Origin of the sequence: Streptomyces avidinii, assembly GCF_045161815.1 — a bacterium.
Lineage (GTDB): Bacteria > Actinomycetota > Actinomycetes > Streptomycetales > Streptomycetaceae > Streptomyces > Streptomyces avidinii.
Genome location: NZ_CP108863.1, coordinates 4031180 through 4052126, shown reverse-complemented (window position 1 = coordinate 4052126; position 20947 = coordinate 4031180). Strand labels below are relative to the sequence as shown.

Annotated in this window: 21 protein-coding genes; 5 read left to right on the top strand and 16 right to left on the bottom strand. The window is 73.3% G+C overall.

Features of this window, described 5'->3' with window-relative positions:
- Positions 1–14: 14 nt before the first annotated feature.
- From OG373_RS17865 to OG373_RS17855, 3 genes are all read right to left on the bottom strand, one after another.
- The gene (locus OG373_RS17865; protein ID WP_405439202.1) at positions 15–1325 is read right to left on the bottom strand and encodes a DUF2637 domain-containing protein; all 1311 of its coding nucleotides are present in this window, start codon (positions 1323–1325) and stop codon (positions 15–17) included.
- 151 nt (positions 1326–1476) lie between these two features.
- The gene (locus OG373_RS17860) at positions 1477–2238 is read right to left on the bottom strand and encodes a DUF3558 family protein (RefSeq protein WP_405439201.1); all 762 of its coding nucleotides are present in this window, start codon (positions 2236–2238) and stop codon (positions 1477–1479) included.
- Between the two features lie 115 nt (positions 2239–2353).
- Positions 2354–3196, bottom strand: a complete 843-nt coding sequence (locus tag OG373_RS17855; RefSeq protein ID WP_405439200.1) for a DUF3558 domain-containing protein — start codon at positions 3194–3196, stop codon at positions 2354–2356.
- Between the two features lie 191 nt (positions 3197–3387).
- Here OG373_RS17855 and OG373_RS17850 point away from each other — a divergent pair, with 191 nt between their 5' ends.
- A complete protein-coding gene (locus tag OG373_RS17850; RefSeq protein ID WP_405439199.1) occupies positions 3388–4581 on the top strand; it encodes an RtcB family protein in 1194 nt (397 codons plus the stop codon).
- Positions 4582–4663: 82 nt separating this feature from the next.
- Here OG373_RS17850 and OG373_RS17845 read toward each other — a convergent pair whose 3' ends face one another.
- Entirely contained in the window at positions 4664–5551 is an 888-nt protein-coding gene (locus tag OG373_RS17845) for a hypothetical protein (RefSeq protein ID WP_405439198.1), read from the bottom strand.
- Between the two features lie 212 nt (positions 5552–5763).
- Here OG373_RS17845 and OG373_RS17840 point away from each other — a divergent pair, with 212 nt between their 5' ends.
- Complete coding sequence (locus OG373_RS17840; protein ID WP_405439197.1) at positions 5764–7254, top strand: glycosyltransferase family 39 protein; 1491 nt, start codon at positions 5764–5766, stop codon at positions 7252–7254.
- A 66-nt stretch (positions 7255–7320) separates the two neighbouring features.
- Positions 7321–8412, top strand: coding sequence for a glycosyltransferase (locus OG373_RS17835; RefSeq protein ID WP_405439196.1), 1092 nt, complete (start codon positions 7321–7323; stop codon positions 8410–8412).
- Between the two features lie 137 nt (positions 8413–8549).
- Here OG373_RS17835 and OG373_RS17830 read toward each other — a convergent pair whose 3' ends face one another.
- Positions 8550–9314 carry an SDR family NAD(P)-dependent oxidoreductase gene (locus tag OG373_RS17830; RefSeq protein ID WP_397734973.1) on the bottom strand — a complete coding sequence of 255 codons (765 nt, stop codon included), beginning with the start codon at positions 9312–9314 and terminating at the stop codon, positions 8550–8552.
- A 242-nt stretch (positions 9315–9556) separates the two neighbouring features.
- On the opposite strand from OG373_RS17830, the gene OG373_RS17825 reads away from it, so the two are divergent.
- Positions 9557–10006, top strand: coding sequence for a hypothetical protein (locus OG373_RS17825; RefSeq protein WP_405439195.1), 450 nt, complete (start codon positions 9557–9559; stop codon positions 10004–10006).
- A gap of 86 nt (positions 10007–10092) precedes the next feature.
- Here OG373_RS17825 and OG373_RS17820 read toward each other — a convergent pair whose 3' ends face one another.
- Both OG373_RS17820 and OG373_RS17815 read right to left on the bottom strand, forming a co-directional pair.
- On the bottom strand, positions 10093–10821 hold the full coding sequence (locus tag OG373_RS17820) for a Mut7-C RNAse domain-containing protein (protein WP_405439194.1): 729 nt from the start codon (positions 10819–10821) through the stop codon (positions 10093–10095).
- 42 nt (positions 10822–10863) lie between these two features.
- Complete coding sequence (locus OG373_RS17815; protein ID WP_397734965.1) at positions 10864–11280, bottom strand: winged helix-turn-helix transcriptional regulator; 417 nt, start codon at positions 11278–11280, stop codon at positions 10864–10866.
- A gap of 150 nt (positions 11281–11430) precedes the next feature.
- Between OG373_RS17815 and OG373_RS17810 the strand changes: the two genes are divergently transcribed.
- Positions 11431–12327, top strand: coding sequence for an NADP-dependent oxidoreductase (locus OG373_RS17810; RefSeq protein ID WP_405444099.1), 897 nt, complete (start codon positions 11431–11433; stop codon positions 12325–12327).
- Here the strand turns inward: OG373_RS17810 and OG373_RS17805 are convergent.
- From OG373_RS17805 to OG373_RS17765, 9 genes are all read right to left on the bottom strand, one after another.
- Positions 12311–12877 (bottom strand): GNAT family N-acetyltransferase, encoded by a 567-nt coding sequence (locus OG373_RS17805; protein WP_405439193.1) that lies wholly within the window; start codon positions 12875–12877, stop codon positions 12311–12313. The two genes, OG373_RS17810 and OG373_RS17805, sit on opposite strands and share 17 nt — an antisense overlap.
- A gap of 39 nt (positions 12878–12916) precedes the next feature.
- Positions 12917–14521: an NADase-type glycan-binding domain-containing protein gene (locus OG373_RS17800; protein WP_405439192.1), complete on the bottom strand. Its 1605-nt coding sequence runs from the start codon at positions 14519–14521 to the stop codon at positions 12917–12919.
- Between the two features lie 5 nt (positions 14522–14526).
- The gene (locus tag OG373_RS17795) at positions 14527–15090 is read right to left on the bottom strand and encodes a phage tail protein (RefSeq protein ID WP_405439191.1); all 564 of its coding nucleotides are present in this window, start codon (positions 15088–15090) and stop codon (positions 14527–14529) included.
- A complete protein-coding gene (locus OG373_RS17790) occupies positions 15087–17057 on the bottom strand; it encodes a putative baseplate assembly protein (protein WP_405439190.1) in 1971 nt (656 codons plus the stop codon). Before OG373_RS17790 ends, OG373_RS17795 begins: the two co-directional genes overlap by 4 nt.
- Positions 17057–17479 (bottom strand): GPW/gp25 family protein, encoded by a 423-nt coding sequence (locus OG373_RS17785; RefSeq protein WP_190184825.1) that lies wholly within the window; start codon positions 17477–17479, stop codon positions 17057–17059. The genes OG373_RS17790 and OG373_RS17785 overlap by 1 nt, the downstream gene beginning before the upstream one ends.
- Complete coding sequence (locus OG373_RS17780; RefSeq protein ID WP_405439189.1) at positions 17479–17796, bottom strand: PAAR domain-containing protein; 318 nt, start codon at positions 17794–17796, stop codon at positions 17479–17481. The genes OG373_RS17785 and OG373_RS17780 overlap by 1 nt, the downstream gene beginning before the upstream one ends.
- Positions 17797–17896: 100 nt before the next feature.
- Complete coding sequence (locus OG373_RS17775; RefSeq protein WP_405439188.1) at positions 17897–19714, bottom strand: VgrG-related protein; 1818 nt, start codon at positions 19712–19714, stop codon at positions 17897–17899.
- Positions 19711–20436, bottom strand: coding sequence for a LysM peptidoglycan-binding domain-containing protein (locus tag OG373_RS17770; RefSeq protein WP_189970867.1), 726 nt, complete (start codon positions 20434–20436; stop codon positions 19711–19713). Before OG373_RS17770 ends, OG373_RS17775 begins: the two co-directional genes overlap by 4 nt.
- Before the next feature lie 75 nt (positions 20437–20511).
- Complete coding sequence (locus tag OG373_RS17765) at positions 20512–20937, bottom strand: phage tail protein (protein WP_189970865.1); 426 nt, start codon at positions 20935–20937, stop codon at positions 20512–20514.
- Between the last annotated feature and the right edge of the window lie 10 nt (positions 20938–20947).

Sequence of the window (20947 nt, the reverse complement as noted above, 5' to 3'; positions counted from 1 at the left end):
GACGGGGCCTGCCGCTACGCGGGCTCGGCCTCCCGGTCCTTGTGGTGCTGCTGCCGGAACGACGGGATCATCCGGCGCAGGAGCGAACCGCTGCGCGGGTGCGTCACGCCGAAGCGGTCCGACAGCGTGATGTCGAGAGCCTCGGCGGACGGGTAGTCCTGCGTCTCCTGGACCAGCGCGCAGAACACCTTGTACGCCGCCTCGGCGAACTCGGCCTCGTCCGGGGTCTCGGGGCCGTCCTCCTCGCGCGGGGCCGGAATCAGGACCTCCTGCTGCGTCGGCCGCTCCTCGTCCGGGCCCATCGGGGGCAGGACCGGGGTCGGCTCCAGGCCCTCCACGTACTGGGGGTTGTAGCCGCCCTCGTACGCCGCCTGCGGGGCCAGCGGCGCGGCGAACCAGGCGCTGTTGTGGGCCGCGGGCATGGCCGTCGGGTCCACCGCGAACGGCGGCGGGGCCTGCTGCACGGCGCCGGCCTGGTTCTGCGGCTGCGGCTGCGGCTGTTGAGCCTGGGGCTGTTGGCCCTGGGGCTGCTGGGCCTGGGCCTGGGGCTGCTCGGCCAACTGCCCGGGCGCGGCCGCCAGGGCGGCCGGGGCCTGCTGCTGGCCGAGCTGCTGCTCCACCGGCGGCAGCACCGCCGGCTCGATGCCCGTCGCCGCCAGCGCGTCCGGGGTGGTCTGCGCGAGCGGCACGCCGATCTTCGCCAGCTTCAGCGGCATCAGCGCTTCCACGGGAGCCTTCCGCCGCCATGAACGCCCGTACCGCGCCTGCAGGCGCGCCTGGTAGATCAGCCGGTCCTGTTCCATGCCGACCGCCTGCTCGTAGGAGCGCAGCTCCCACAGCTTCATCCGGCGCCACAGCTTGAAGGTGGGTATCGGCGACAGCAGCCACCGAGTGATGCGCACACCCTCCATGTGCCGGTCCGCGGTGATGTCCGCGATCCGGCCCACCGCGTGCCGGGCGGCCTCCACCGTCACCACGAACAGTATCGGGATCACGGCGTGCATCCCGACACCCAGCGGGTCCGGCCAGGAGGCCGCGCCGTTGAAGGCGATCGTCGCGGCCGTCAGCAGCCAGGCCGTCTGACGCAGGAGCGGGAAGGGGATCCGGAGCCACGTCAGCAGCAGGTCCAGCGCGAGCAGGACGCAGATGCCCGCGTCGATACCGATCGGGAACACCAGCGAGAAGCTGCCGAACCCCTTCTGCAGGGCGAGGGCACGCACCGCGGAATACGAGCCCGCGAACCCGATCCCCGCGATGACCACGGCGCCCGCGACCACGACGCCTATGAGTATCCGGTGCGTACGAGTCAGTTGCATCGCGGCCACCCGCGATCCCCTCCCCTTGTCGAGCACATACCGAGCGCAGAGTGCTGGTGCTGCGTGCGGGGCACTTACCGCGCCTTTACCGAGCTGCAGCAGGCACAGCGTACGGGTGACCGGATGCCGGCGCCCAAGGAGCCCCGCCCCGCGACCGCTCCTACTGGGGCTGCGGGGACGCCGGCTGCTCCGCCGGAGCCTTGTTCGCGGTGTCCACCGAGGCCACGGCCTCCTTGGCCGCGGTGATCGCGTCCTGGAGCAGCTTCGCGTGGTCCGGCGCACCGGCCCCCTCGTACGCGGCGCCGTTGTAGTCGAGCGTGACCACCACGTTCTGGACGCGCGCCACGACCGTCGTGTTGAAGGAGTCGACGTCCTTCTTCACCGTGTAGACGACCGACGTCGCCTGCTCGCCGACCCCGTCGGCGGCCGCGACCTTCGGGTCCTGCGCGCCCTCGGTGGCCTTCGCCGTCTCGACCTGCTTGTTGTACTGCTCCTCGGCGCGCTTGTTGGCGTCGCCGAGCGTGGCGTCCGAGTCGGAGCGGGAGTAGGAGAGCGAGAGCCAGCGGTACTGCGAGCCCTTCAGACCGTCCTCGTCCAGACCGTTCCAGGAGCAGCCGGCACGGCTCTTCAGGTCGTTCGACTTGGCCGCGAGTCCGTTCTTGTCCTTAACCTCCGGGACGAGCGTGTCTATCGTCGCCGGCTGGAGGGCCTTGCACGGGTCCGGGAGCGTGGCGAAGGTTGCCTTCGCCAGGGTCTTGGACGCCTTCGGGTTGGGCTTGGCCGAGGAGGACGAACCGGACTTCTTGTTGCCGTTCGAGCCCGACTCCTTGCCCGAGTCGGACGAACATCCGGCGACGGTGAGGATCACCGGGACGGCTGCGCAGGCGAGAACGCGGGTGAGGCGCGAGGCTGATCGGTGCATGGTTCCTTCAGTACGTTTGTCGGTCGTTCTTCGGACGCGGGACCCGGGCAACGGTAGCCCGACCGGGTGGCAGGCTGCTGTGCGCGCCGTCACCCCGGGGCGTGGCGCGCACCACTCACTCGCTGAAACGCTCGGCCAGGGCCTGGGCCAACTGCCGTGTCCTGTCCTGGGTTTCGGTGCTCGGCGGGATCGTGCCGGGCAGTGCGGGCTGCACGCTGTACTCGATGGTGACGAGGACATTCGAGGTGCGGAACACAATCCGCACGGTGCGCGACTGTGCGGCGCTGGCCCCGGCGGGGCTGAGCTTGTCCTCCAGGAAGGCGTCGCTGCCGGGGCCCTCCAGGACGCGGGATCCGAGCTCGACCGGGGCGGAGGGGCTCGCGCCGGGGGACGACGGCGCCCCGGAGGCGGGCGTGGGCGAGGCCGGGGGAGCGGGGGTGGGGGCCGCCGGGGTCGGGCTCGCGGCCGGGCTGCCGGTCGGGCCGGGGAAGGGCAGCTTCGCGTCGGTGAGCCGACGTACGTAGACCTGCTTGGCCTTGTCGTCGTCGCTGGTGGCGGACCGGTCGTAGGAGACCACGCGCTCGAAGCGGACCGACAGCAGCCGGGTCTCCTCGGGGCTCTGCCCGGTCCAGCGGCAGCCGACGTGCCGGTCGCCGTCGTACGAGGCGTCCGCGACGCCGGTGTACATCTGGTCGCGCTGCTCCGGGGTGAGGCTGTCCCCGGCCGGGAGCATGCCCTTGAGCTTCTTGCTGTCGGCGACGGCCTTGCAGGGCGCGGGCAGACTGCGGTACTTCCCCGGTTGGGCGGGCGCGGCGGAGCTCCCGCCGGCCTTGGAGTCGCTGGTGCCCCCGCCGCCGCTCCCGCCGGTGCACCCGGTCAGGCCGGCCGCTCCGGCCGCGAGCGCGGTGAGCATCGCGATGCCCGGCAGGACTCGCCGCCGTACCGCCTTGAGCTGCACGTCCACTGGCTCCCTTCGACCGGCGGGCCCCCCGACGGTCAGGAAAATGCGTTGCCGTGACTCGGGCACGGCTGGACACAATGTCTATCGCACACGCTGGTGCCGGCGCCGGTCCTCTGTCGTATTTGGGATCAAGAGCGAGGCTTTTGCGCTTTCTGACTTTTCTGTGGTTTTCGGGGGATTGATTTCTTATGTCGTACGTAGAGGTGCCCGGGGCGAAGGTCCCGATCCGGATGTGGACCGACCCGGCGTCGGTCGAGGACGGCGCGATGCAGCAGCTGCGCAACGTCGCCACCCTGCCCTGGATCAAGGGCCTGGCCGTCATGCCCGACGTCCACTACGGCAAGGGCGCCACCGTCGGCTCGGTGATCGCCATGAAGGACGCGGTCTGCCCGGCGGCGGTGGGCGTGGACATCGGCTGCGGCATGTCGGCGGTGAAGACGTCCCTGACGGCGAACGACCTGCCGGGGGACCTGTCGGGGCTGCGGTCGAAGATCGAGCGGGCGATTCCGGTGGGGACGGGCCTGCACAAGGAGGCCGTGGACCCGTCGCGGCTGTACGGCTTCTCGGTGGAGGGGTACGAGGACCTCTGGAGCCGGTTCGACTACCTCACCGACTCGGTCAAGTTCCGTCACGAGCGCGCCATGAAGCAGATCGGAACGCTCGGAAGCGGCAATCACTTCATCGAGTTCTGTCTCGATGAGTCGGGTTCGGTCTGGCTCATGCTGCACTCCGGCTCCCGGAACATCGGCAACGAGCTCGCGGCACACCACATCGAGGTGGCCCGGGGGCTCGACCACAACCAGAACCTGGTCGACCGGGACCTCGCGGTCTTCCTCGCGGCCACGCCCGAGATGGCGGCGTACCGCAACGACCTCTTCTGGGCCCAGGAGTACGCGAAGTACAACCGCGCGGCCATGATGAGCCTGTTCAAGGAGGTCGTCCGCAAGGAGTTCCGCAAGGCGAAGGTCTCCTTCGACCGCGAGATCAGCTGCCACCACAACTACGTGGCGGAGGAGCGGTACGACGGCATGGACCTGCTGGTCACCCGCAAGGGCGCGATCCGGGCCGGCAGCGGTGACTACGGGATCATCCCGGGATCCATGGGCACGGGCTCGTACATCGTGAAGGGGCTCGGCAACGAGAAGTCCTTCAACTCGGCCTCGCACGGCGCGGGCCGGAAGATGAGCCGGACGGCGGCGAAGAAGCGGTTCTCGGCGCGGGACCTGGCGGAGCAGACCAAGGGCGTGGAGTGCCGCAAGGACTCGGGCGTCGTGGACGAGATCCCGGGTGCGTACAAGTCCATCGAGCAGGTCATCGACCAGCAGACCGACCTGGTGGAGGTCGTGGCCAAGCTCAAGCAGGTCATCTGCGTCAAGGGCTGAGGCCCGCGCACGGACGTACGTACGCACGCGTGCCGTGCCCGGAAGGTTCCGGGCACGGCACGGGCGTGGGATTCGGGTGGGGTCAGGGCCGCTCGGAGCTCTTCGAGAGGCCCTTGTCGACCGGGGCCGCACCGGTACCGGGCTTCAGCATCAGGCTGCCGTGCTTGCGCATGAGCGCCCCGGGCTGCGGGTTGGCGGGTGTCCAGACGACGGGGTCGGGGCAGTCCAGCAGGTCCGGCTCACCCCGGACCACGGGACACTCGGTCTCCCAGACCGCTCCGGCCGTGGTGAGCACCTCGACGATCACCCTGTTCGCGGTCTCGGCGATCGTGATGCCGCACGGGTTGGCGGGATAGTCCGTCGCACCGGTGGTGAGGTCGTACCAGGTGTAGGCCGGCGCGACCGGGTTGATCGCGTTGAAGTCGTAGACGCCCGCATAGGCGATGCCGTTCGGGGCGAGGACGGCCTTGTACTTGACCTCCTCCTCGTCCCACGAGGTGGAGATGTCGACGCACGGGCCGGTGGCGCCCGTCGCTCCGGTCGCCCCCGTGGCGCCGGTCGCTCCCGTGGCTCCCGTTGCGCCGGTCGCTCCCGTCGCGCCGGTGCCGGTGGCTCCGGTGGCTCCCGTCGCCCCGGTCGCCCCGGTCGCCCCGGTGGCACCCGTCGGTCCCGTCGGTCCCGTCGGGCCGGTGGCTCCGGTCGCACCCTTGCACTTGTCCTCGTGGCCCCCGCCGAAGCCCTGGACGTCGGGACCCTCGTCGTGCCGGCCGTGGTCCGCCTTGCACTTGTCCCCGTCCATCGCGGCGGCCGGACCGGCGCCGGACGGTTGAGGTCTTTCGGCGACCGCCAGTGCGGGAGTCGCATAGCCGAGCATCACGACGGCCAGGGATGCCACCGCGCTGCCGACCCGCCACTTGCCCTGCCGGGGCAGCGGGCCCAGACGGGACGGCGACCAATTCTCGGGACTCATTGCATTGCTCCTCGTGGAACCGATGGGGGTTGATCCTGCACCGGCAGCATTCGGGCAGCGCCCCGGTATCCCGAGGCAGGCGCGCAGACGTATCAACACATTGGCCCATGGGTTGTGGCCCGATCGGGGTGCGGGGCTGATCAGGCGAAAGGGTCCGCTGTCCGTTCGTGGCGACCCGGCTGCGCCCCCGTGTCGCAGCTATCACTGTCTGCGTGACGACTCTTATCCGACCGGCGCAGGACACGGAGACCGGGCCGGGGACAGCGAGGCGACAGCTCCCCGGAGCGTCTTTCGGCCTGTGGCTGTGGCCGGCGCTGGCCGCTCTGGCGTGCACGCTCACCGGGATCCGGACTCCGCTGCTGGGCACCGACGAGATCGTGACCTGGGACGTCGCCGAACGGAGCACGGACCGGATTCTGGCGATGCTGCACCACGTCGACGCGGTGCACGGCACGTACTACCTGTTGATGCACGGGTGGACGGCCGTCTTCGGGGACTCGCACACGAGCCTGCGGATGCCTTCGGCGCTGGCCATGGGCGCCACGGCCGCGGTTGTCGCCCTGATCGGCCGGCGGCTCTTCGGCGAGCGGGCCGGCCTGTGCGGGGGAATGCTCTTCGCCGTCGTCCCCGTGGTGAGCCGCTACGGCCAGGAAGCCCGCGGCTACGCCCTCGTGGTCCTGGCCGCCACCGTGGCCACGCTCCTGCTGCTCCGGGCGTTCGACAGGCCCCTGAGCCCGGGCCGCTGGGCCGGGTACGGCGCGTGCCTGGCCGTCGTCGGCCTGCTGCACCTCGTGGCGCTCACGGTCGTGGCGGGCCACCTGGTGGCGGTGCTCCTGCGCGCGCGCCGCGAACGCCGGGTCCTGTGGTGCTTCCTGCCGTCGGCCGCGGCCGGCGCCGCCTGCGCCCTGCCGGTGATGCTGCTCGGCCGGTCGCAGGCGTCCCGCCAGCTCTTCTGGGTTCCGCAGCCGGACCTGTGGGCCCTCGTCGGCATCTGGCCCCAGGTGTTCGCGTCGGGCCTGTGCGCCGGAGCCGTGGTCGCGCTGGCCGCACTCGCGGGGAGGGAGCGCCGCGAGGTCCTGCTGCCGTGCGTCGCACTGGTCGTGGTGCCCCCGCTGGTGCTGTGGGCGGCCTCGCACGGCGAGGTCTCCTACTTCCGCTTCCAGTACGTCATGTTCACCGTGCCGTGCTGGGCGGTACTGGCGGGGGCCGGGCTCGCCGCAGCCGCCCGGTCCTGGCGCGTCGCCGCCGTGGTCCTGGCGGTGCTCTCGCTGCTCCTCCTGCCCGACCAGCGCAGGATGCGGGAGCCGTTCGAGCACGACGTCCCGCACGGTGCGGACTACGCGGGGGCGGCGCGGACCATCGCGAAGTACCACCGGCCGGGCGACGGGGTGGTGTACGTCCGGGGAGCGCCGTGGATGCTCGACCGGGGGGTCCGCTACTACCTGCGCGATCTGGAGCTGAGGGAGGTCTTCCTCGCCAGGTCGGCAGCCGAGAACGACGAGTTGTACCCGGTGCACTGCACGCAGCCGGCCCGGTGCCTGCGGGGCGAGAGCCGCATCTGGGTGGTCGTTCCCGGAACCGGTCCGGATCCCCTGGAGCCGGTCCCCGCGGAGCAGGCCCGGGCTCTGCGCGCGCAGTACACGACCTACGGGACGGAGCGGCTGAGCGGGCTGACCGTCGCGCTCCTGCAGCGCAAACCGTAGGCCGCCTCTCCCCTGTCGGTACTCACCTCGGTTGGACGGGCTGTGAAATCAAAGGTCTGCCTGAACATGATCGTCAAGGACGAGGCGCCGGTCATCCGCCGCTGTCTCGAATCCGTGCGGCCGCTGATCGACCGCTGGGTCATCCTGGACACCGGCTCGACGGACGGCACCCAGGACGTGATCCGGGAGGTCCTGGGCGATCTGCCCGGCACCCTGCACGAGAGCCCGTTCCGGGGCTTCGACAAGAGCCGCAGCGAGGCGATCGACCTCGCCCGCGCGGACGCGGACTACCTGCTCTTCATCGACGCCGACGACCTGATGGAGGTCGAGCCGGGCTTCCGCATGCCGGAGCTGACCGAGGACGCCTACCGGGTGGCGCTGCACGACGGCCCGATCGTCCACTGGCGTCCGGCCCTGGTCTCCACGCGGCTTCCCTGGCGCTACGTCGGCGTCCTGCACGAGTACATCGACTGCGGGGGCCCCTACGGCCTGGGGACGCTCACCGGCGCCCACATCCTCTCGGTGGGCGGCGGCGCCCGTCTCGTGCGGGACGGTCAGCGGAAGAAGTACCTGCACGACGCGGCGGTCCTCGAAGCGGGTCTGGCCGAGGAACCCGACAACGCCCGCTACGTCTTCTATCTCGCCCAGAGCTGGCGCGACGCGGGAGAGCCGGAGAAGGCCCTGGCCGCCTACGACCGCCGGGCGGGCATGGGCGGCTTCGCCGAGGAGGTCTTCTGCGCCCGCCTCTACGCCGCACGGCTCGCGGCGAGCCTCGGCCGGCCGGCCGCCGAGGTGATGGACCGCTACCTGGGTGCGCACGAGAGCCGCCCCGAGCGTGCGGAAGCCCTGGGCGACCTCGCACGCCTGTGCCGGGTCGAGGGACAACGCTGGCCGCTGGCGCACCTGTTCGCGCGGGCAGCGGCGCGGATCCCGTACCCGAGCGACATCCTGTTCGTCGAGTTCGACTGGTACGACTGGCGCGCCCTGGACGAACTGGCCGTCGCCGCCTACTGGGTCGGGGCGTACGAGGAGTCGGCGCAGTGCGCGGAACGGCTGCTCGCGGGGGACAAGCTGCCCCCGGCGGAGCGGGACCGGGTGGTCCGCAACCTCGGCTTCGCCCGGGACAAGCTCGGTGTGAAGGACCTCGTGGACGCCTGACGCCCGGGGAGCGGCTCCAGGGCGCCCCGGGCGGACGCCGAAGCTGCTGCGGCCGCCGTACGGGGCGGTGAACGACGACGCGGCGAGGGCCGCCGGCCGGAGCCGGCGGCCCTCGTGCCGCACCTGAAGGCGACGGCCTAGAGCTCGCGGTGGACCTTGGTGTTGGAGGCCTGGGCGCGGGGGCGGACCACCAGGAGGTCGATGTTGACGTGGCTGGGGCGGGTGACCGCCCAGGTGATGGTGTCGGCCACGTCGTCGGCGGACAGGGGCTCCGCGACGCCCGCGTAGACCTTCTCCGCCTTCTCCGCGTCGCCGCGGAACCGGGTCTTCGCGAACTCCTCGGTCTTGACCATGCCCGGGGCGATCTCGATGACGCGGACGGGCTGGCCGACGATCTCCAGGCGCAGGGTCTCCGCGAGGACGCGGGCGCCGTTCTTGGCGGCGACGTAGCCGGCTCCGCCCTCGTACGTGGAGTGGCCGGCGGTGGACGACAGGACCACGACCGTGCCGTCGCCGGAGGCGGTGAGGGCGGGGAGCAGGGCCTGGGTGACGTGGAGCGTGCCGATGACGTTGACCTCGTACATCGTGCGCCAGTCGGCGGGGTCGCCGGTGGCGACCGGCTCGGCTCCGATCGCGCCGCCCGCGTTGTTGACGAGGACGTCACAGCGGTCGAGGGAGGCCGCGAAGGCGTCGACGGCGGTGCGGTCGGTGACGTCGAGGGCGTACGCGGTGGCCCGGTGACCGGCCTCGGTCAGCTCTGCGGCGAGGGCCTCGATGCGGTCCTTGCGGCGGGCGGTGAGGACGACGTGGTAGCCGGCTGCGGCGAGCTGCCGGGCGGTGGCCGCGCCGATGCCGCTGCTCGCGCCGGTGACTACGGCGGTTCGGGTGGCGGCCGTGCTCATGTGCGGGCTCCTCGGTCGTTCGTACGGGCGATTACCCGCCAGCATAGGCGGGGCTCGGGAGCCGCGCGGGGCGTGCGGATCCGGGCCCGGCCCGGTGCGGGCGTGGCGCGAAGGCGCGCACGCCAGATGGGGGTGGGCGCGCCCTCGTTCGTGTGATGGTCCGACCGGCCCGGGGCGCGGCTGGCTAGCCTCCGCGCGAGGAGGTGGTGTCGGTGCGCCGTGGTGCCGTACGAAGTGTGGTGGTGGCGGGTTTGCTGGCGCTCGGCGCGGGTGTCCCCGGGTCGGCGCAGGCATCGACGGGGGACGGCCCGGAGGCCGATGTGGCCTACCACGGCCGGGTGGCCCTGTCCGGGGCGCGGCTGCGGATCTGGCTGGTCCCGGAGAACGACGGGCCCGCCGCGGTGCCGAACGCGACGCTGCGGGTGCGGCTGTCGGCCGAGCTCGCGGACCGGCAGCAGCTGTCGGAGGGCTGCGCGCGGGCGGGCTCGCGCGAGGTGGTGTGCGAGACGGGGTCGCTGCCGCTGCACGGGCGGGGCCGGCACATCGCGCTGCTGCTGGAGCTGCGGGAGCCGGCCCCGGAGGTGGCGGTGCGGGTCGACACGTGGTGGGACGGCGGTGCGCTCGACCGGAACCACACCAACAACGAGCACGTGGTGCTGGCGCTGGACACGGGCGACACGTACGCCTTCTAGAACCGTCCGGAACCTTCCGGAACCTTCCAGGGCCTTCCCGGCCCTCCCGGCCCTCCCGGCCTTCTGGGCCCTTCCCGGTCACAGCACTAGGCGGTGCCGAACTCCACGAGGGCCTCGTCGACGATCCGCTCCAGGCGGGCGTGGTGGGCGCCGCGCCAGTAGACGCGCTCGCACGCCGAGCACTGCGCGAAGACGTCGTAGGAGCGGTGCGTGCCCTGTTCCAGGCGGTCGCCGACGCTCTCCTTGTCGGCCTCGCGGAGCGGGCCGTTGCAGGCGGTGCAGCGCGTCCACGGGGCGAGGGCGGGCGCGAACCGGCCCAGTACGTCGCGCAGTTGCTCGTCCGGGTTGTCGCTGTAGACGTACGCGCCGGCGAACAGCTCGCGGCGGCGCAGCAGGCCGCGGTCGCGGGAGAGCAGGACGCGCCGCTCGGCGGCGGAGCGGGTGGCGAGGGCGGGGTCGCCGATGTCCTCGTTCTCGTAGGCGGCGTCGACGCCGAGCAGGCGCAGGCGGCGGGCGAGGGTGCCGAGGTGCACGTCGAGGAGGAAGCGGAGCGGGGCGCCCGGGACCTGCTGGGGCCGCTCTACGCCGAACACCTCGACGTTCTGGCCGTCCTGGGGAACGTAGGAGACGGGTACCTCGTGGCCGTCGACGAGGAGACGGCCGACCTCGGTGAGCGGGACGCCGGCCGATTCGACGACGTGGCCGAGGCTGGAGGCGCCGTCGGTCGCGGTCGGTACGCGGTCGGCGCGCCGGCTGGGCGGGGCGAAGAGGCGCAGTTCAGGGGCGAGGGTGAGCTGAATGCCGGGTCCGTTCACCCTGTCAGCATGCCATTGCCGGGGCGTCGGTCGCGGCTGAATTTACGAGGTCGCGGTGGCCCGGTCGTAGGTGTCGCGATGGGTGCTGACCTCGTCGAAGTGGTTCTCGGCCCAGAGCTTCACGGAGGACAGGAGGCAGCCGAGGCTGCTGCCGAGGTCGGTGAGCCGGTAGTCGACGCGGGCGGGGACGGTGGGGGTGACGGTGCGGGTGACGAGGCCGTCGCGTTCGAGGGAGCGGAGGGTCTGGGTGAGCATCTTCTGGCTGACGCCGGGGATCTTGCGGCCGAGGTCGCTGTAGCGCATGGAGCGGTCCTCGGCCTGGCCGAGGGCGCTGACGATGAGGCCGACCCACTTGTCGCTGATGCGGGCCAGGAGCTGGCTCGTGGGGCACTCCTTCAGGAACGCGTCGTAGGCGGCTCGGGCTTCCTCGCGGCGGGCCGCGGCGGTGCTGGTGGCCATGGGTGCCCCACTTCCGGGTCGGGTACGCACCTTGGAGTGCGTACTTACGAAAAGAGAGTAACTCTCCCTAGGTTAGTGCTCACCAGGAACGAGCGAACAGACGTACACACGAACACTCGAACGGGAGAGACGAAAATGAGCGAGCAGACGATGCCGGCGGCCGTGGTGAGCGAGTTCGGCGGTCCGGAGCAGGTCGCACTGGCCGAGGTCCCCGCCCCGCGCCCCGCCGCCGGACAGCTCCGCGTCAGGGTCGCCGCCGCCGGGCTGAACCCGGTGGACGGCGCGGTCCGCGCCGGGGTCTTCGGCGGCGCAGGACAGCGGCTCGGCCTCGGCTGGGAGGTGGCCGGCGAGATCGACGAGGTCGGCGCCGGCGTGACGGGCTGGAAGGTCGGCGACCGGGTCGTGGGCCTGCACCACGGGGCGGTGAAGCCGCTCGGCACGCACGCCCGGTACGTGGTGCTCGACGCCACCGCCGTGGCGGCCGCGCCGACCACCGTGGACGCCGTGGCCGCGGCCGGGCTCCCGCTGGGCGGCCTCACCGCCGCCCGCGCGGTGGACCTGCTGGGGCTCGCCCCCGGCTCCTCGGTGCTGATCACCGGAGCCGCGGGCGTCGTCGGCGGCCTGGCCGTCCAGCTCGCCGCGCGGGCCGGCCTGGTGGTGACGGCCCTGGCGGGCGAGGAGGACGAGGAGCTCGTACGGTCCCTGGGCGCGGCCGGCTTCGTCCCGCGCGGCGCGGCTCCGGCCGGGCCCGTGGACGGGGTCCTGGACGCGGCCGTACTGGGCGCGGCCGCGCTGGGCTTCGTACGCGACGGCGGGGTCTACGTCGGCCTGATCCCGAACCACGCCCCGGCCGCGGAGCGCGGCATCCGGGTCGAGGAGCAGGAGGTCGCGGCGGACGGGGCCCATCTGGCCCGCCTGGTGGCCCTGGTCGACGCGGGCGGCCTGACCCTGCGGGTCGCGCAGACCTTCCCGCTCGCGGAGGTCGCGAAGGCCCACGCGTACCTGGGGACCCCGGGGGTCCGCGGCCGGATCATCCTGACGGTGTGACCGGATCGACCGGAGTGACCGCAGTGACCGGGTCCTGCGGCCGCCCCACCCGGTAGCGCCAGTCGCAGCTCGGGTGGGGCACCCCGGGCGGGTACTCGAAGTCGACATCGCCCAGGTACTCGAACCCGGCACGCCGGCACACCGCGTTGGACGCCGGGTGGTCGGTGCCGGGGAAGGCGTGGACGCTGTCGCGGGAGCCGTGGACGCGGACGTGGGCCAGGAGCCCGTTCAGCGCGACCACGGCCAGGCCGTGGCCCCGGAACTCGGGCAGGATGCCCCAGCCGGCCTCGTAGACCTGCTCGCCCCGCCACTCCCGCTCCCAGAAGCCGACGGACCCGACGCTCTCGCCGCGTTCGGTCCACACGACGCGGAACATCCGCCCGGCAGCGGGCTCCCGCGCGCTCAGGGCCTCGTAGCGCCGCTGCCGGTCGAGGAGTTTCGCGGCCGGCTCGGGACCGCCCAGGAACTCGGTCATGACGGGCTCGTTCTCGCGCTCCAGCAGCCAGAAGTCCCCGGCGGACCAGGGCTCCAGCCGTACGTGCGTCTCCATCCGGACACGCTACTGCGGCGCGGCCCCGCCCGGGGTCCGTCAGCTCCGCTGGAAGAACTCCACCTCCGCCAGGGCGAGATGGCGCTCCGATGCGGCCCCGGCGGGTGCGTCCAGGGTCAGCCGGACCGCGGTGACATCGCTGATGCCGGTGGGGAAGGTCTGGGGACCGGGCTTGTCGCTGAGGGCGAGCTTCTTGTGGATCTTCCGGCCGTCCTTCGACGTCACCTCCATGTCGATCTGGAGCGCCCGTGCCTGCCGCGCGTACTCCTCGGGCGCCGACGAGGCGCCATTGGTGATGATCACGGCGACCAGGCGGAACGGCTTGGCGAAGGTGTACGTCACCGAGGCGCCGGGGCCGGGCGCGCCCCAGTAGCGGTTGCTGAGCCCGTCCGTGCTGTCGCCCACCGGATGCCCGGGCACCTCGGCGCTCGCCTCGACGCGGGTGGCGGTCACCGCCTTGGCCTTGCCGAGCTTGTCGCGGGTGTCCTCGATCAGGTGGCGTCCGGCCGGCAGCAGCAGGAAGCCGCCCGCGCAGAGGGCCAGTACGACGGCCAGGACCACCAGGAAGCGCGCCGCCCGGCCGGAACCCGCGCGCGTGCGGCGGCGGAACGGCCATATCGTCCGCCACCACGGCAGGGGGGCCGGTGCGGTGGTGGGCGTCAGCGGGGCCGCGCAGCGGCGGCAGAACCGGCGGTCCGGCGGATTGGGCGTGCCGCAGGCGGGGCACGGCACGCCGGACACGTCGTCGCTCACCGCGGCGGTACGCACGACCGGGCGCGGCCGGGCCGCCTTCGCGGGCCGCACGGGCTGCGGCGACGCCGGTGCCTGCGGCGCGACGGCCCGGGGAGCGGCGGGCGGCCGCGCGGCAGTCGGAGCGGCGGGCGGCCGCGCCGGGGGTGCCGGGGGTGCCGGGGGTGCGGGCGGTGTCGGCGGCACGCTCGTGGGCGCGGACGCCCCACGGCCGGACCGGTCCTCCCGGCCCTGCGGCGGGGCGGGGGCCGCAGCCGCGGCCGGTTCCGCGGCGGTGGGTCCGGCCGGACCGGACTCCGCCACGGCGGGCGCGGCGGAGTCCGGCCCGGGCCGATCGGCGGCGGCCGGCGTGGACCGGGCCGGTTCCGCACCCGGGGCCGCGGGCGGGCCGGACCCGGCCGCGGCCCCGGGTGCGGGCGGGGCAGAGCGTCGGCGCTGCCAGGGCAGCCGCCGATCCGCGCCGGCGGGCGCGGCGGGGTCGGGCTCCGCCCCGGCGGGTGCGGCGGGGCGGAGCACGTGCTGCCGATCCGCTTCGGCCGTCGTGGGCGGCGCCGGCTCCGCCCCGGAGGGCGCAGGCCGGGCCGAGCCGCTTCCGGCGGGCGCAGCCGCCGGCTCCGCCGCGGGTGCTGCGGAGGGGGTCGACTCGGCACGGGAGGGAGCAGCCGGGGCCGACCCGGCCGCGGCGGGCGCAGGTGGGGCCGAGCCGGTCGTGGCGCGCGCAGGAGCCGACTCCGCCGCGGGTCCTGCGTCGTCGGCCGGGTCGGGGGCGCCGGCCTCCGGAGCGGCCGGGCTCCGCGCCGGGGCGGAGCCCGACCAGCCCAGGTAGGCACCGCAGTTGCCGCAGAAGTCGTCCGTCGCGCCGTTGGACGACCCGCACACGGGACACGCACGCACCGCTGTCACTTCCCTTCGCCCGCGGGCGGTCCGGACAGGACCTCGATCCGGCAGACCGTGTGGACGGGGCACAGGGTGCGCACGAGCGCGCGGACCCGGTCCGCATCCACCGCCGCCCCGCGGTACGGCCACACCCTGATCAGGACCTCGCCGGCCGGAGCGGCGGGCAGTTCGGCACCGGCCGTACGGGACCAGGCGGCCCCGCCGTCCCCGCTGACCTCGGCGGACACCCCCAGCACCAGGCGCAGGGCCTCGGTCAGGCCGCGCCGGGTACCGCGCCAGCGGTGCAGTTCCACCGCCCGCGCCACCGCCTCGCGCCGCAATTCGGTGGGCCACCCGGCGTCGTCGATGCCGCCCACCCAGGAGGCCAGCCAGGGCAGGAAGTCGGCCGGGGCCAGCCGGGGGTCGAAGTAGGAGGGCAGGTTGTCGAGGGTCGAGAACACCGGGGCGAGGACGGTGTCCAGCCCCGCCGTGAACCGCTGCGCGAAGTCGTCCTCGGCGTACAGCGCGGGCAGTTGCCCGCCGATCGGATGCCGGCTCGGGAGGCCGGGGACGGCGGCCCGGCTCATCCGTGCACCCCCGTCTCCGGCTCCGTCACGACCACCTGGTGCTGGTAGGAGAAGACCAGCGCGCCCGCTCCGATGTCGATCCGGTCGACGGGGGCGCCGCGCCGCCCGGTGATCGGGTCGGCGGCGAACATCCGGATCTCCTCCACCAGGACGTCTCCGACGGCGCGTTGCAGTACGCCGAACACCTCGCCGTACTGGACGGGCCGCCCGAACGGCCAGCCGGCGCCGTCGGGCCCGCCGCTCAGGGGGTTGAGGTGGCGGAACAGCGCGGCGAGTGCCGCCTCGCGCACCCGGTCGGCGTCCGCAGCGGGTGCCGACAGCCGGACGACCACGGTGACGCCCTGGTAGACGGGTGGCTCCACGACGAGGCGCGTGCCGATCAGCCGCCGTTCGTCGAGGGTGCCGGTGATCGCGGCGAGCACCTGGTCGGAGGGGATCAGCTGCTCGAAGCGGAGCCGGTCGTCGCCTTCGTCGGCCACGGCGTCCGGAACCACGAGGACGCGTACCGCGCCCGGGCCCGCTCCGCCGTCCCGGTCGGGCAGGCAGCGGACCCGGCGCACCGAGGGCGCTGCCTGGCGGGCGATGATCTCGTAGTCCTCGGCGGTCACCGCGCGCTCCTGCATGCGCAGCGTTTCCGGCGCCCGCAGCTTGGCGTTGTCGATCGTCTCCCCGGCCACGCCGCCGCGGGCCGCCTCCCGGTTGGTGACCCGGGCGACGTAGGGGACGGAGCTGCGCAGTACGGAGATCGCGCCGCGCGAGACGTTGCCCGCGGGGCCGCCCCCGGTGCGGTAGCGGGCCACACGGATCTGGGAGCCCTTGGGCGGCACTGCGCCGCACGGCCGCAGGGTGCCGTCGGCCTCGCGCAGTACCGGCGGGAACGTGAACTCGCCGGTGGTGGCGTTCACGCGGACGTGCCGGTCGTCGGGACCCGAGCGGCCGAAGTGCTCCACCACCTCCCAGCGCTGCCATCCGTCGGCCGAGGACACCTCCACCGCCGGCGGTTCCCCGTCGAGCAGCACGGGCGGGCGGCCGAGCCGGAAGGTCTGCCCCGCCACCCCCTCCGACGCGCCGAGCGGTACGTCGGTCACGCGCTCGGCGTGCTCCACGGCCATCGTGCCGCCGACGGTGAAGACGGCGGCCTCGCGCACGGTCGGGGACTCCGAGTAGAACGGCTGGCCGGGCTCCGGCTCGGTGACCCGGCAGCGCAGCCAGCCCGCGCGGGTGCCGCTCAGCAGCGACGCGGTGTGCCCGGCCGGTACGTACACGATGACCTCACCGGGCCGGTTGAGACCGCCGGTGCTGTCGGAGTCGGTCTCGCAGCGCTGCCAGCGGCCGCCGTCCCAGGCCTCCCAGACCAGCGGGGGCTGGCGCGGGTCGACACCGACGCCCTCGACGCGGCTGTCGAGACGGACCGCGACCACGCAGCGCGGTACCGCCGTCGGCAGACCGAACAGCAGGGCGTCGCCGGGCTCGGGCGTCGCCCGGAAGCACGGTATGTCGCGGCCCTCGGCGAGCGCGCCGGTCCGGTCGGTCATGTCGCCGCTGCGGGGCGCGGTGACCAGGCGCATCAACTCGCTGGGCACGATGCGCAGATCGCCGGTGGTCGCGAACACCACGGCTTCCTCGCTCTCGCCGGCGGCGGTCGTCACCTCGGTGCCCGCGGGCAGCGTCACCGTGTCGGGCTGCGGGGCCGACAGCCAGAAGTCGACGTCGGCGACGGCCGCCGACGGCGGGTACAGCTGGATGTCCAACAGGTCCAGGAACGCCAGGTAGTTCTTGTCCGGGACCCGGTTCAGCCGGTACAGCAGCTGGTCCACGAGGTAGGCGAACGTCTCGATCAGGGTGACGCCCGGGTCGGAGACGTTGTGGTCGGTCCACTCCGGCGCGCGCTGCTGCACGTACCGCTTCGCCTCGTCGACGAGTTGCTGGAACCGCCGGTCGTCCAGGTTGGGGGAGGGCAGGGCCATCAGTCCGCGACCATTTCCTCGGCCCCCTCCTCGGAGGGGATCGTGTAGAAGGGGAAGACCAGGTTGCGCCGGTCGTTGGTGGTGCGCACCGTGTAGTGCACATCGATGTAGAGGGTGCCCGCCTCCACGGCGTCGAAGGCCACGACGACCTCGTCCACCGCGATCCTGGGCTCCCAGCGCTCCAGGGCCTCGCGCACCTGCTGGGCGACCCGCCCGGCGGTGTCGCCGTCGCCGGGGGCGAAGACGTACTCGTGGATGCCGCAGCCGAATTCGGGCCGCATCGGCCGCTCGCCCGGAGCGGTGCCCAGGACCAGCCGGATGGCTTCTTCGAGTTCCCGTTCCCGCTCGACCATGGCGATGCCGCCGGTCGGCCCGACCCGCAGGGGGAACGCCCAGCCGCGCCCGATGAACCGTTCGCTCATCACACACCGCCGATCAGGACGTTCGGAGCGCCGGTCAGGACCATCGCGCCGCATGCGGTCTGGTCGCGCGCCCGCGCGGCGGGCAGTCCGCCGATGAGCACCGTGCCCGCGGCGAGGGCGGCCGGGTTGGGCATGATCACGTTGGCCGGTCCCATGGCCGCGTGCGGCGGGACCACGCAGACGTGCAGGCTGCCCACGACGGCGGCGGGGAGGCCGCCGATCAGCACCGTCGCCACCGCCGCGGCGGCGCCGGGCGGCGGCGTGGCGAGCCGGCCACCGTGGTTGGTGGGGTCGCCGGTACGGGCTGCGGCTGGCATCGGGTTCTCCTCGGGGAAGGCGGTCGTGGTGCGGGGTCGCGGTGCGGGGACGGGATACGGGATCGGGGCACGGGGACGTGGTACGGGAGCCGGGGGAGCTTCAGTTGATCCGGATGAGCCGGGCCTTGAGGACGGCGAGCAGGCCGCCGTTGACGGTGACGTCCGCGGTGCCGTTCACCTTCACCGACCGGCCGCCGATGCTGACCCCGGCGGTGCCGTCGATGTCCACCTGGCGGCCGGACACCTTCACGGTGCCCTGCCGGGCGTCCAGCGTGATGCCGTTCTTGTCCAGCAGGACCGAGGTCAGCGGGCGGCCCCGCCCCGCGTACACGGTGAGCTCGATGCGGTCCCGGCGGTCGTCCATGCGTACTTCCAGCCGCTCGTCCCCGGTGACCAGGCGCAGCCCGGAGGGCCCGGGCGCCGCCGCGTCCAGCAGTTCCACGCGGTGGCCCGAACGTGACACCACCGAGCGGCGGTTGACCTTTCCGCTGGTCTTGTCGATCAGCGGCACGTCGTGCGGTGAGGGCTGGTCCACGCCGTTGTAGAGCCCGCCGATGACGTACGGGCTGTCGAGCAGGCCCTGCTCGAACCCGACGAGCACCTCGTCGTTGACCTCGGGGCTCACCACACCGCCGCCGCCCTTGCCGCCCCACTGGACGGTGCGCACCCAGTCGGTGACGTAGGTGTCGTCCAGCCAGGGGAACTTCAGCCGCACCGCGCCGCGTTCGGAGCCGTTCGGCTCGCGCACGTCCGTCACCACGCCGATCGCGAGCCCCGGGATGCGCGGGCCGCGCCCCGGCGCGTTGGCACCGGTCACCAGGCCGGCGAGGGAGCGGTCCGGGCTGGAGCTGACCCACACGGTGGTGCGGTAGCCGCCGTGCGGCTCCAGCACGTGTTGGACCGCCGTCGCCGTGTACCGGCCGGAGAACGCCTGTCCCACGTTGCCGAGCGCCACCGCCTTGCCCGCCCGCAGCAGCGGGTTCCCCTCGGCCACCGCCTCCAGCTCGCCGAAACCGGAGCTGATCCGGTCGGCCGCCGCCTTGGCGACCGCCGTGGTCTCGGCCTGCGTACGGTACGGAGTGTCGGTGACGGCCACGGCAGACTTGCCGAAGCGCGCGGCGAGCGCGGGGCTGAGGCCCGGCACCACCGTGTCGCTGACGACCGACGGCTGCTGGGCGACCAGTGGCCGCTTGGTGGTCACGTCCCAGCCGCGCACCTGCACGGTCGAGGAGCCGTCGGCGGCCGACAGCGCGGCCCGCAGGGCGAGGAGGTTCCTCCCGTACTCCAGGACCATCGGATTGCGCACGGCCGACGTCGACGGGGCGGGCGCCCCGGACGCCTTCACGGGCCGGGTGAACTGGAGCAGCCCCTGGTCGTCGACGCGTACCTGTGCGCCGCTCTCGCCCGCGAGGTACTGCAGGAAGTCCCAGTCGGAGACGTTCGCCTGGGACAGCTGCTTGTACGTCACCGGCGCGGCCTCCACCTTCCCGACGGCGAGGCCCGCTCCGGCGGCCACCTTGCGGACGATGGCGGCGGCCGTCATGTTCCGGTACGCCACGACCTTGCGGCCGCGCTGGAGGCGGTGCGCCTTGGAGTAGGCGCGGACGACCGTGAACGATCCCGTGCGGTCCCGGTCGATCTCCAGGGCCGTGACCTCGCCGTTGAACAGCCGCTCCCGGGCCTGCCCCTTCACGGTCGTCACCGACACCCGCAGCGGGGAGCCGATGGTGATGCCGGTGGCGCGCAGGAACTCGTGGTCGGGGTCGCGGTAGGTGAGGACCGCCGTGTCCGGCAGGCCCACGTTCTCGTCCACCACGCAGCTCACCAGTTGTGCCGCCCAGATCGGCGGCAGTTCGCCGGGGGCCTCCACGATCGGGTCGGCCGCGAACGACCGGCCTCCGGACTCGGACCCGCTCACCGCTGCTCCTCCTCGCCGTGCTGGTCCTGCGTGCCCGGCACCACGATCTCGGTGCCGGGGACGAGTGCCATGGGGTCGTCTATGCCGTTGGCCTCCGCGATGACCCGCCAGGCCGTCGCGTCGCCGTACTCGCGCCAGGCGAGCATCGCCAGGCTGTCGCCCGCCACCACGATGTGCGTGCTGCGGGCCGTGCGTGAGCCGGAGGTCGGGTTCTGGCCCGGCGGGTCGACGCTGGCCTCCTCGATGGACAGCGAGCAGGTGGCCCGCAGCGGTTTGCCGTCCACGTCGAAGAGCGTGTACGACACCGAGAGGTTCGACAGGACCCCGTCGAACGACGTCGTCCGCGCGCTGCCCCACTCGAAGCGCACCCAGGGGCTCGCCGGCTTCTTGCGGCCGAGACTGGCCGGGGTAGGGACGCACGCCTTCATCAGTTTCTCCACCGCCTGCTCCACCGAGTTGTCGTGGGTGGCGGTCGCGTCCAGGAACACTTCCAGGCTCAGGGTGCGCGGACCGCTGCCCACGAACTCGGGCAGCGCGGACTGCCCGGCCATCCGGGACGGGGAGCGCCGCCACTCGGTGGTCTTGCCCAGCTGCAGGGTCGACGGGTTGAACTGGAGATCGAGCTTCGCGAGCACCCCGCCGGGCTTGGCCCCGACCGAGGTCGGGGGCTCCTTGAGGGTGAGCTGGGCCCGGGCGCGGCTGGCGCGTGCCGATGAGGCCATGGCGTGGTTCCCTTCGGGAGCGGAGCGGGAGCGGGGGTGGCGCAGGAGGACGGGTACGGGCGGGACGCCGGGTGGTCAGGTGGGCAGCAGCCCCTGGTGCGCGATCTCCAACGTCTCCACCGCGGCCGCGGAGTTGGCGGGGTCGAAGGACGGCCCCTGCCATCGGACCGGGACGATCCCGAAGACCTGCCAGCTGATGATCCGGCTCAGGTCGGGCCGTAGCGCCACGATCTCCCCGTCCTTGGGCTCGACCCGCCGCAGCGTCTCGTCCAGCCAGCGGCCGATCTTCGCCGTGTCCGCGGTGACGGGCCGGGTCAGGGTGATGTTCGACCAGGTCACGCGGCCCGGCAGCTGCCAGGTGAAGCCGTTGTTGCCGCCCTCGGCGTAGCTCTCCATCTCGACCTCGGCGCCCATGCCGGAGCAGGTGTGGAAGGCGCCCAGGTCGTTGCCGCCGATGGCCAGCCGGAAGAACACGCTGGTCGCGAAGATGTTGTCCGTCATGGGTCCGTCG

What these genes read in the sequence shown, in the direction of transcription:
- OG373_RS17860 (WP_405439201.1), bottom strand. Translation starts at nt 2,238, where the DNA reads ATGCACCGATCAGCCTCGCGCCTCACCCGCGTTCTCGCCTGCGCAGCC.
- OG373_RS17850 (WP_405439199.1), top strand. Translation starts at nt 3,388, where the DNA reads ATGTCGTACGTAGAGGTGCCCGGGGCGAAGGTCCCGATCCGGATGTGG.
- OG373_RS17845 (WP_405439198.1), bottom strand. Translation starts at nt 5,551, where the DNA reads ATGAGTCCCGAGAATTGGTCGCCGTCCCGTCTGGGCCCGCTGCCCCGG.
- OG373_RS17835 (WP_405439196.1), top strand. Translation starts at nt 7,321, where the DNA reads ATGATCGTCAAGGACGAGGCGCCGGTCATCCGCCGCTGTCTCGAATCC.
- OG373_RS17830 (WP_397734973.1), bottom strand. Translation starts at nt 9,314, where the DNA reads ATGAGCACGGCCGCCACCCGAACCGCCGTAGTCACCGGCGCGAGCAGC.
- OG373_RS17815 (WP_397734965.1), bottom strand. Translation starts at nt 11,280, where the DNA reads ATGGCCACCAGCACCGCCGCGGCCCGCCGCGAGGAAGCCCGAGCCGCC.
- OG373_RS17810 (WP_405444099.1), top strand. Translation starts at nt 11,431, where the DNA reads ATGCCGGCGGCCGTGGTGAGCGAGTTCGGCGGTCCGGAGCAGGTCGCA.
- OG373_RS17805 (WP_405439193.1), bottom strand. Translation starts at nt 12,877, where the DNA reads ATGGAGACGCACGTACGGCTGGAGCCCTGGTCCGCCGGGGACTTCTGG.
- OG373_RS17795 (WP_405439191.1), bottom strand. Translation starts at nt 15,090, where the DNA reads ATGAGCCGGGCCGCCGTCCCCGGCCTCCCGAGCCGGCATCCGATCGGC.
- OG373_RS17790 (WP_405439190.1), bottom strand. Translation starts at nt 17,057, where the DNA reads ATGGCCCTGCCCTCCCCCAACCTGGACGACCGGCGGTTCCAGCAACTC.
- OG373_RS17785 (WP_190184825.1), bottom strand. Translation starts at nt 17,479, where the DNA reads ATGAGCGAACGGTTCATCGGGCGCGGCTGGGCGTTCCCCCTGCGGGTC.
- OG373_RS17780 (WP_405439189.1), bottom strand. Translation starts at nt 17,796, where the DNA reads ATGCCAGCCGCAGCCCGTACCGGCGACCCCACCAACCACGGTGGCCGG.
- OG373_RS17770 (WP_189970867.1), bottom strand. Translation starts at nt 20,436, where the DNA reads ATGGCCTCATCGGCACGCGCCAGCCGCGCCCGGGCCCAGCTCACCCTC.
- OG373_RS17765 (WP_189970865.1), bottom strand. Translation starts at nt 20,937, where the DNA reads ATGACGGACAACATCTTCGCGACCAGCGTGTTCTTCCGGCTGGCCATC.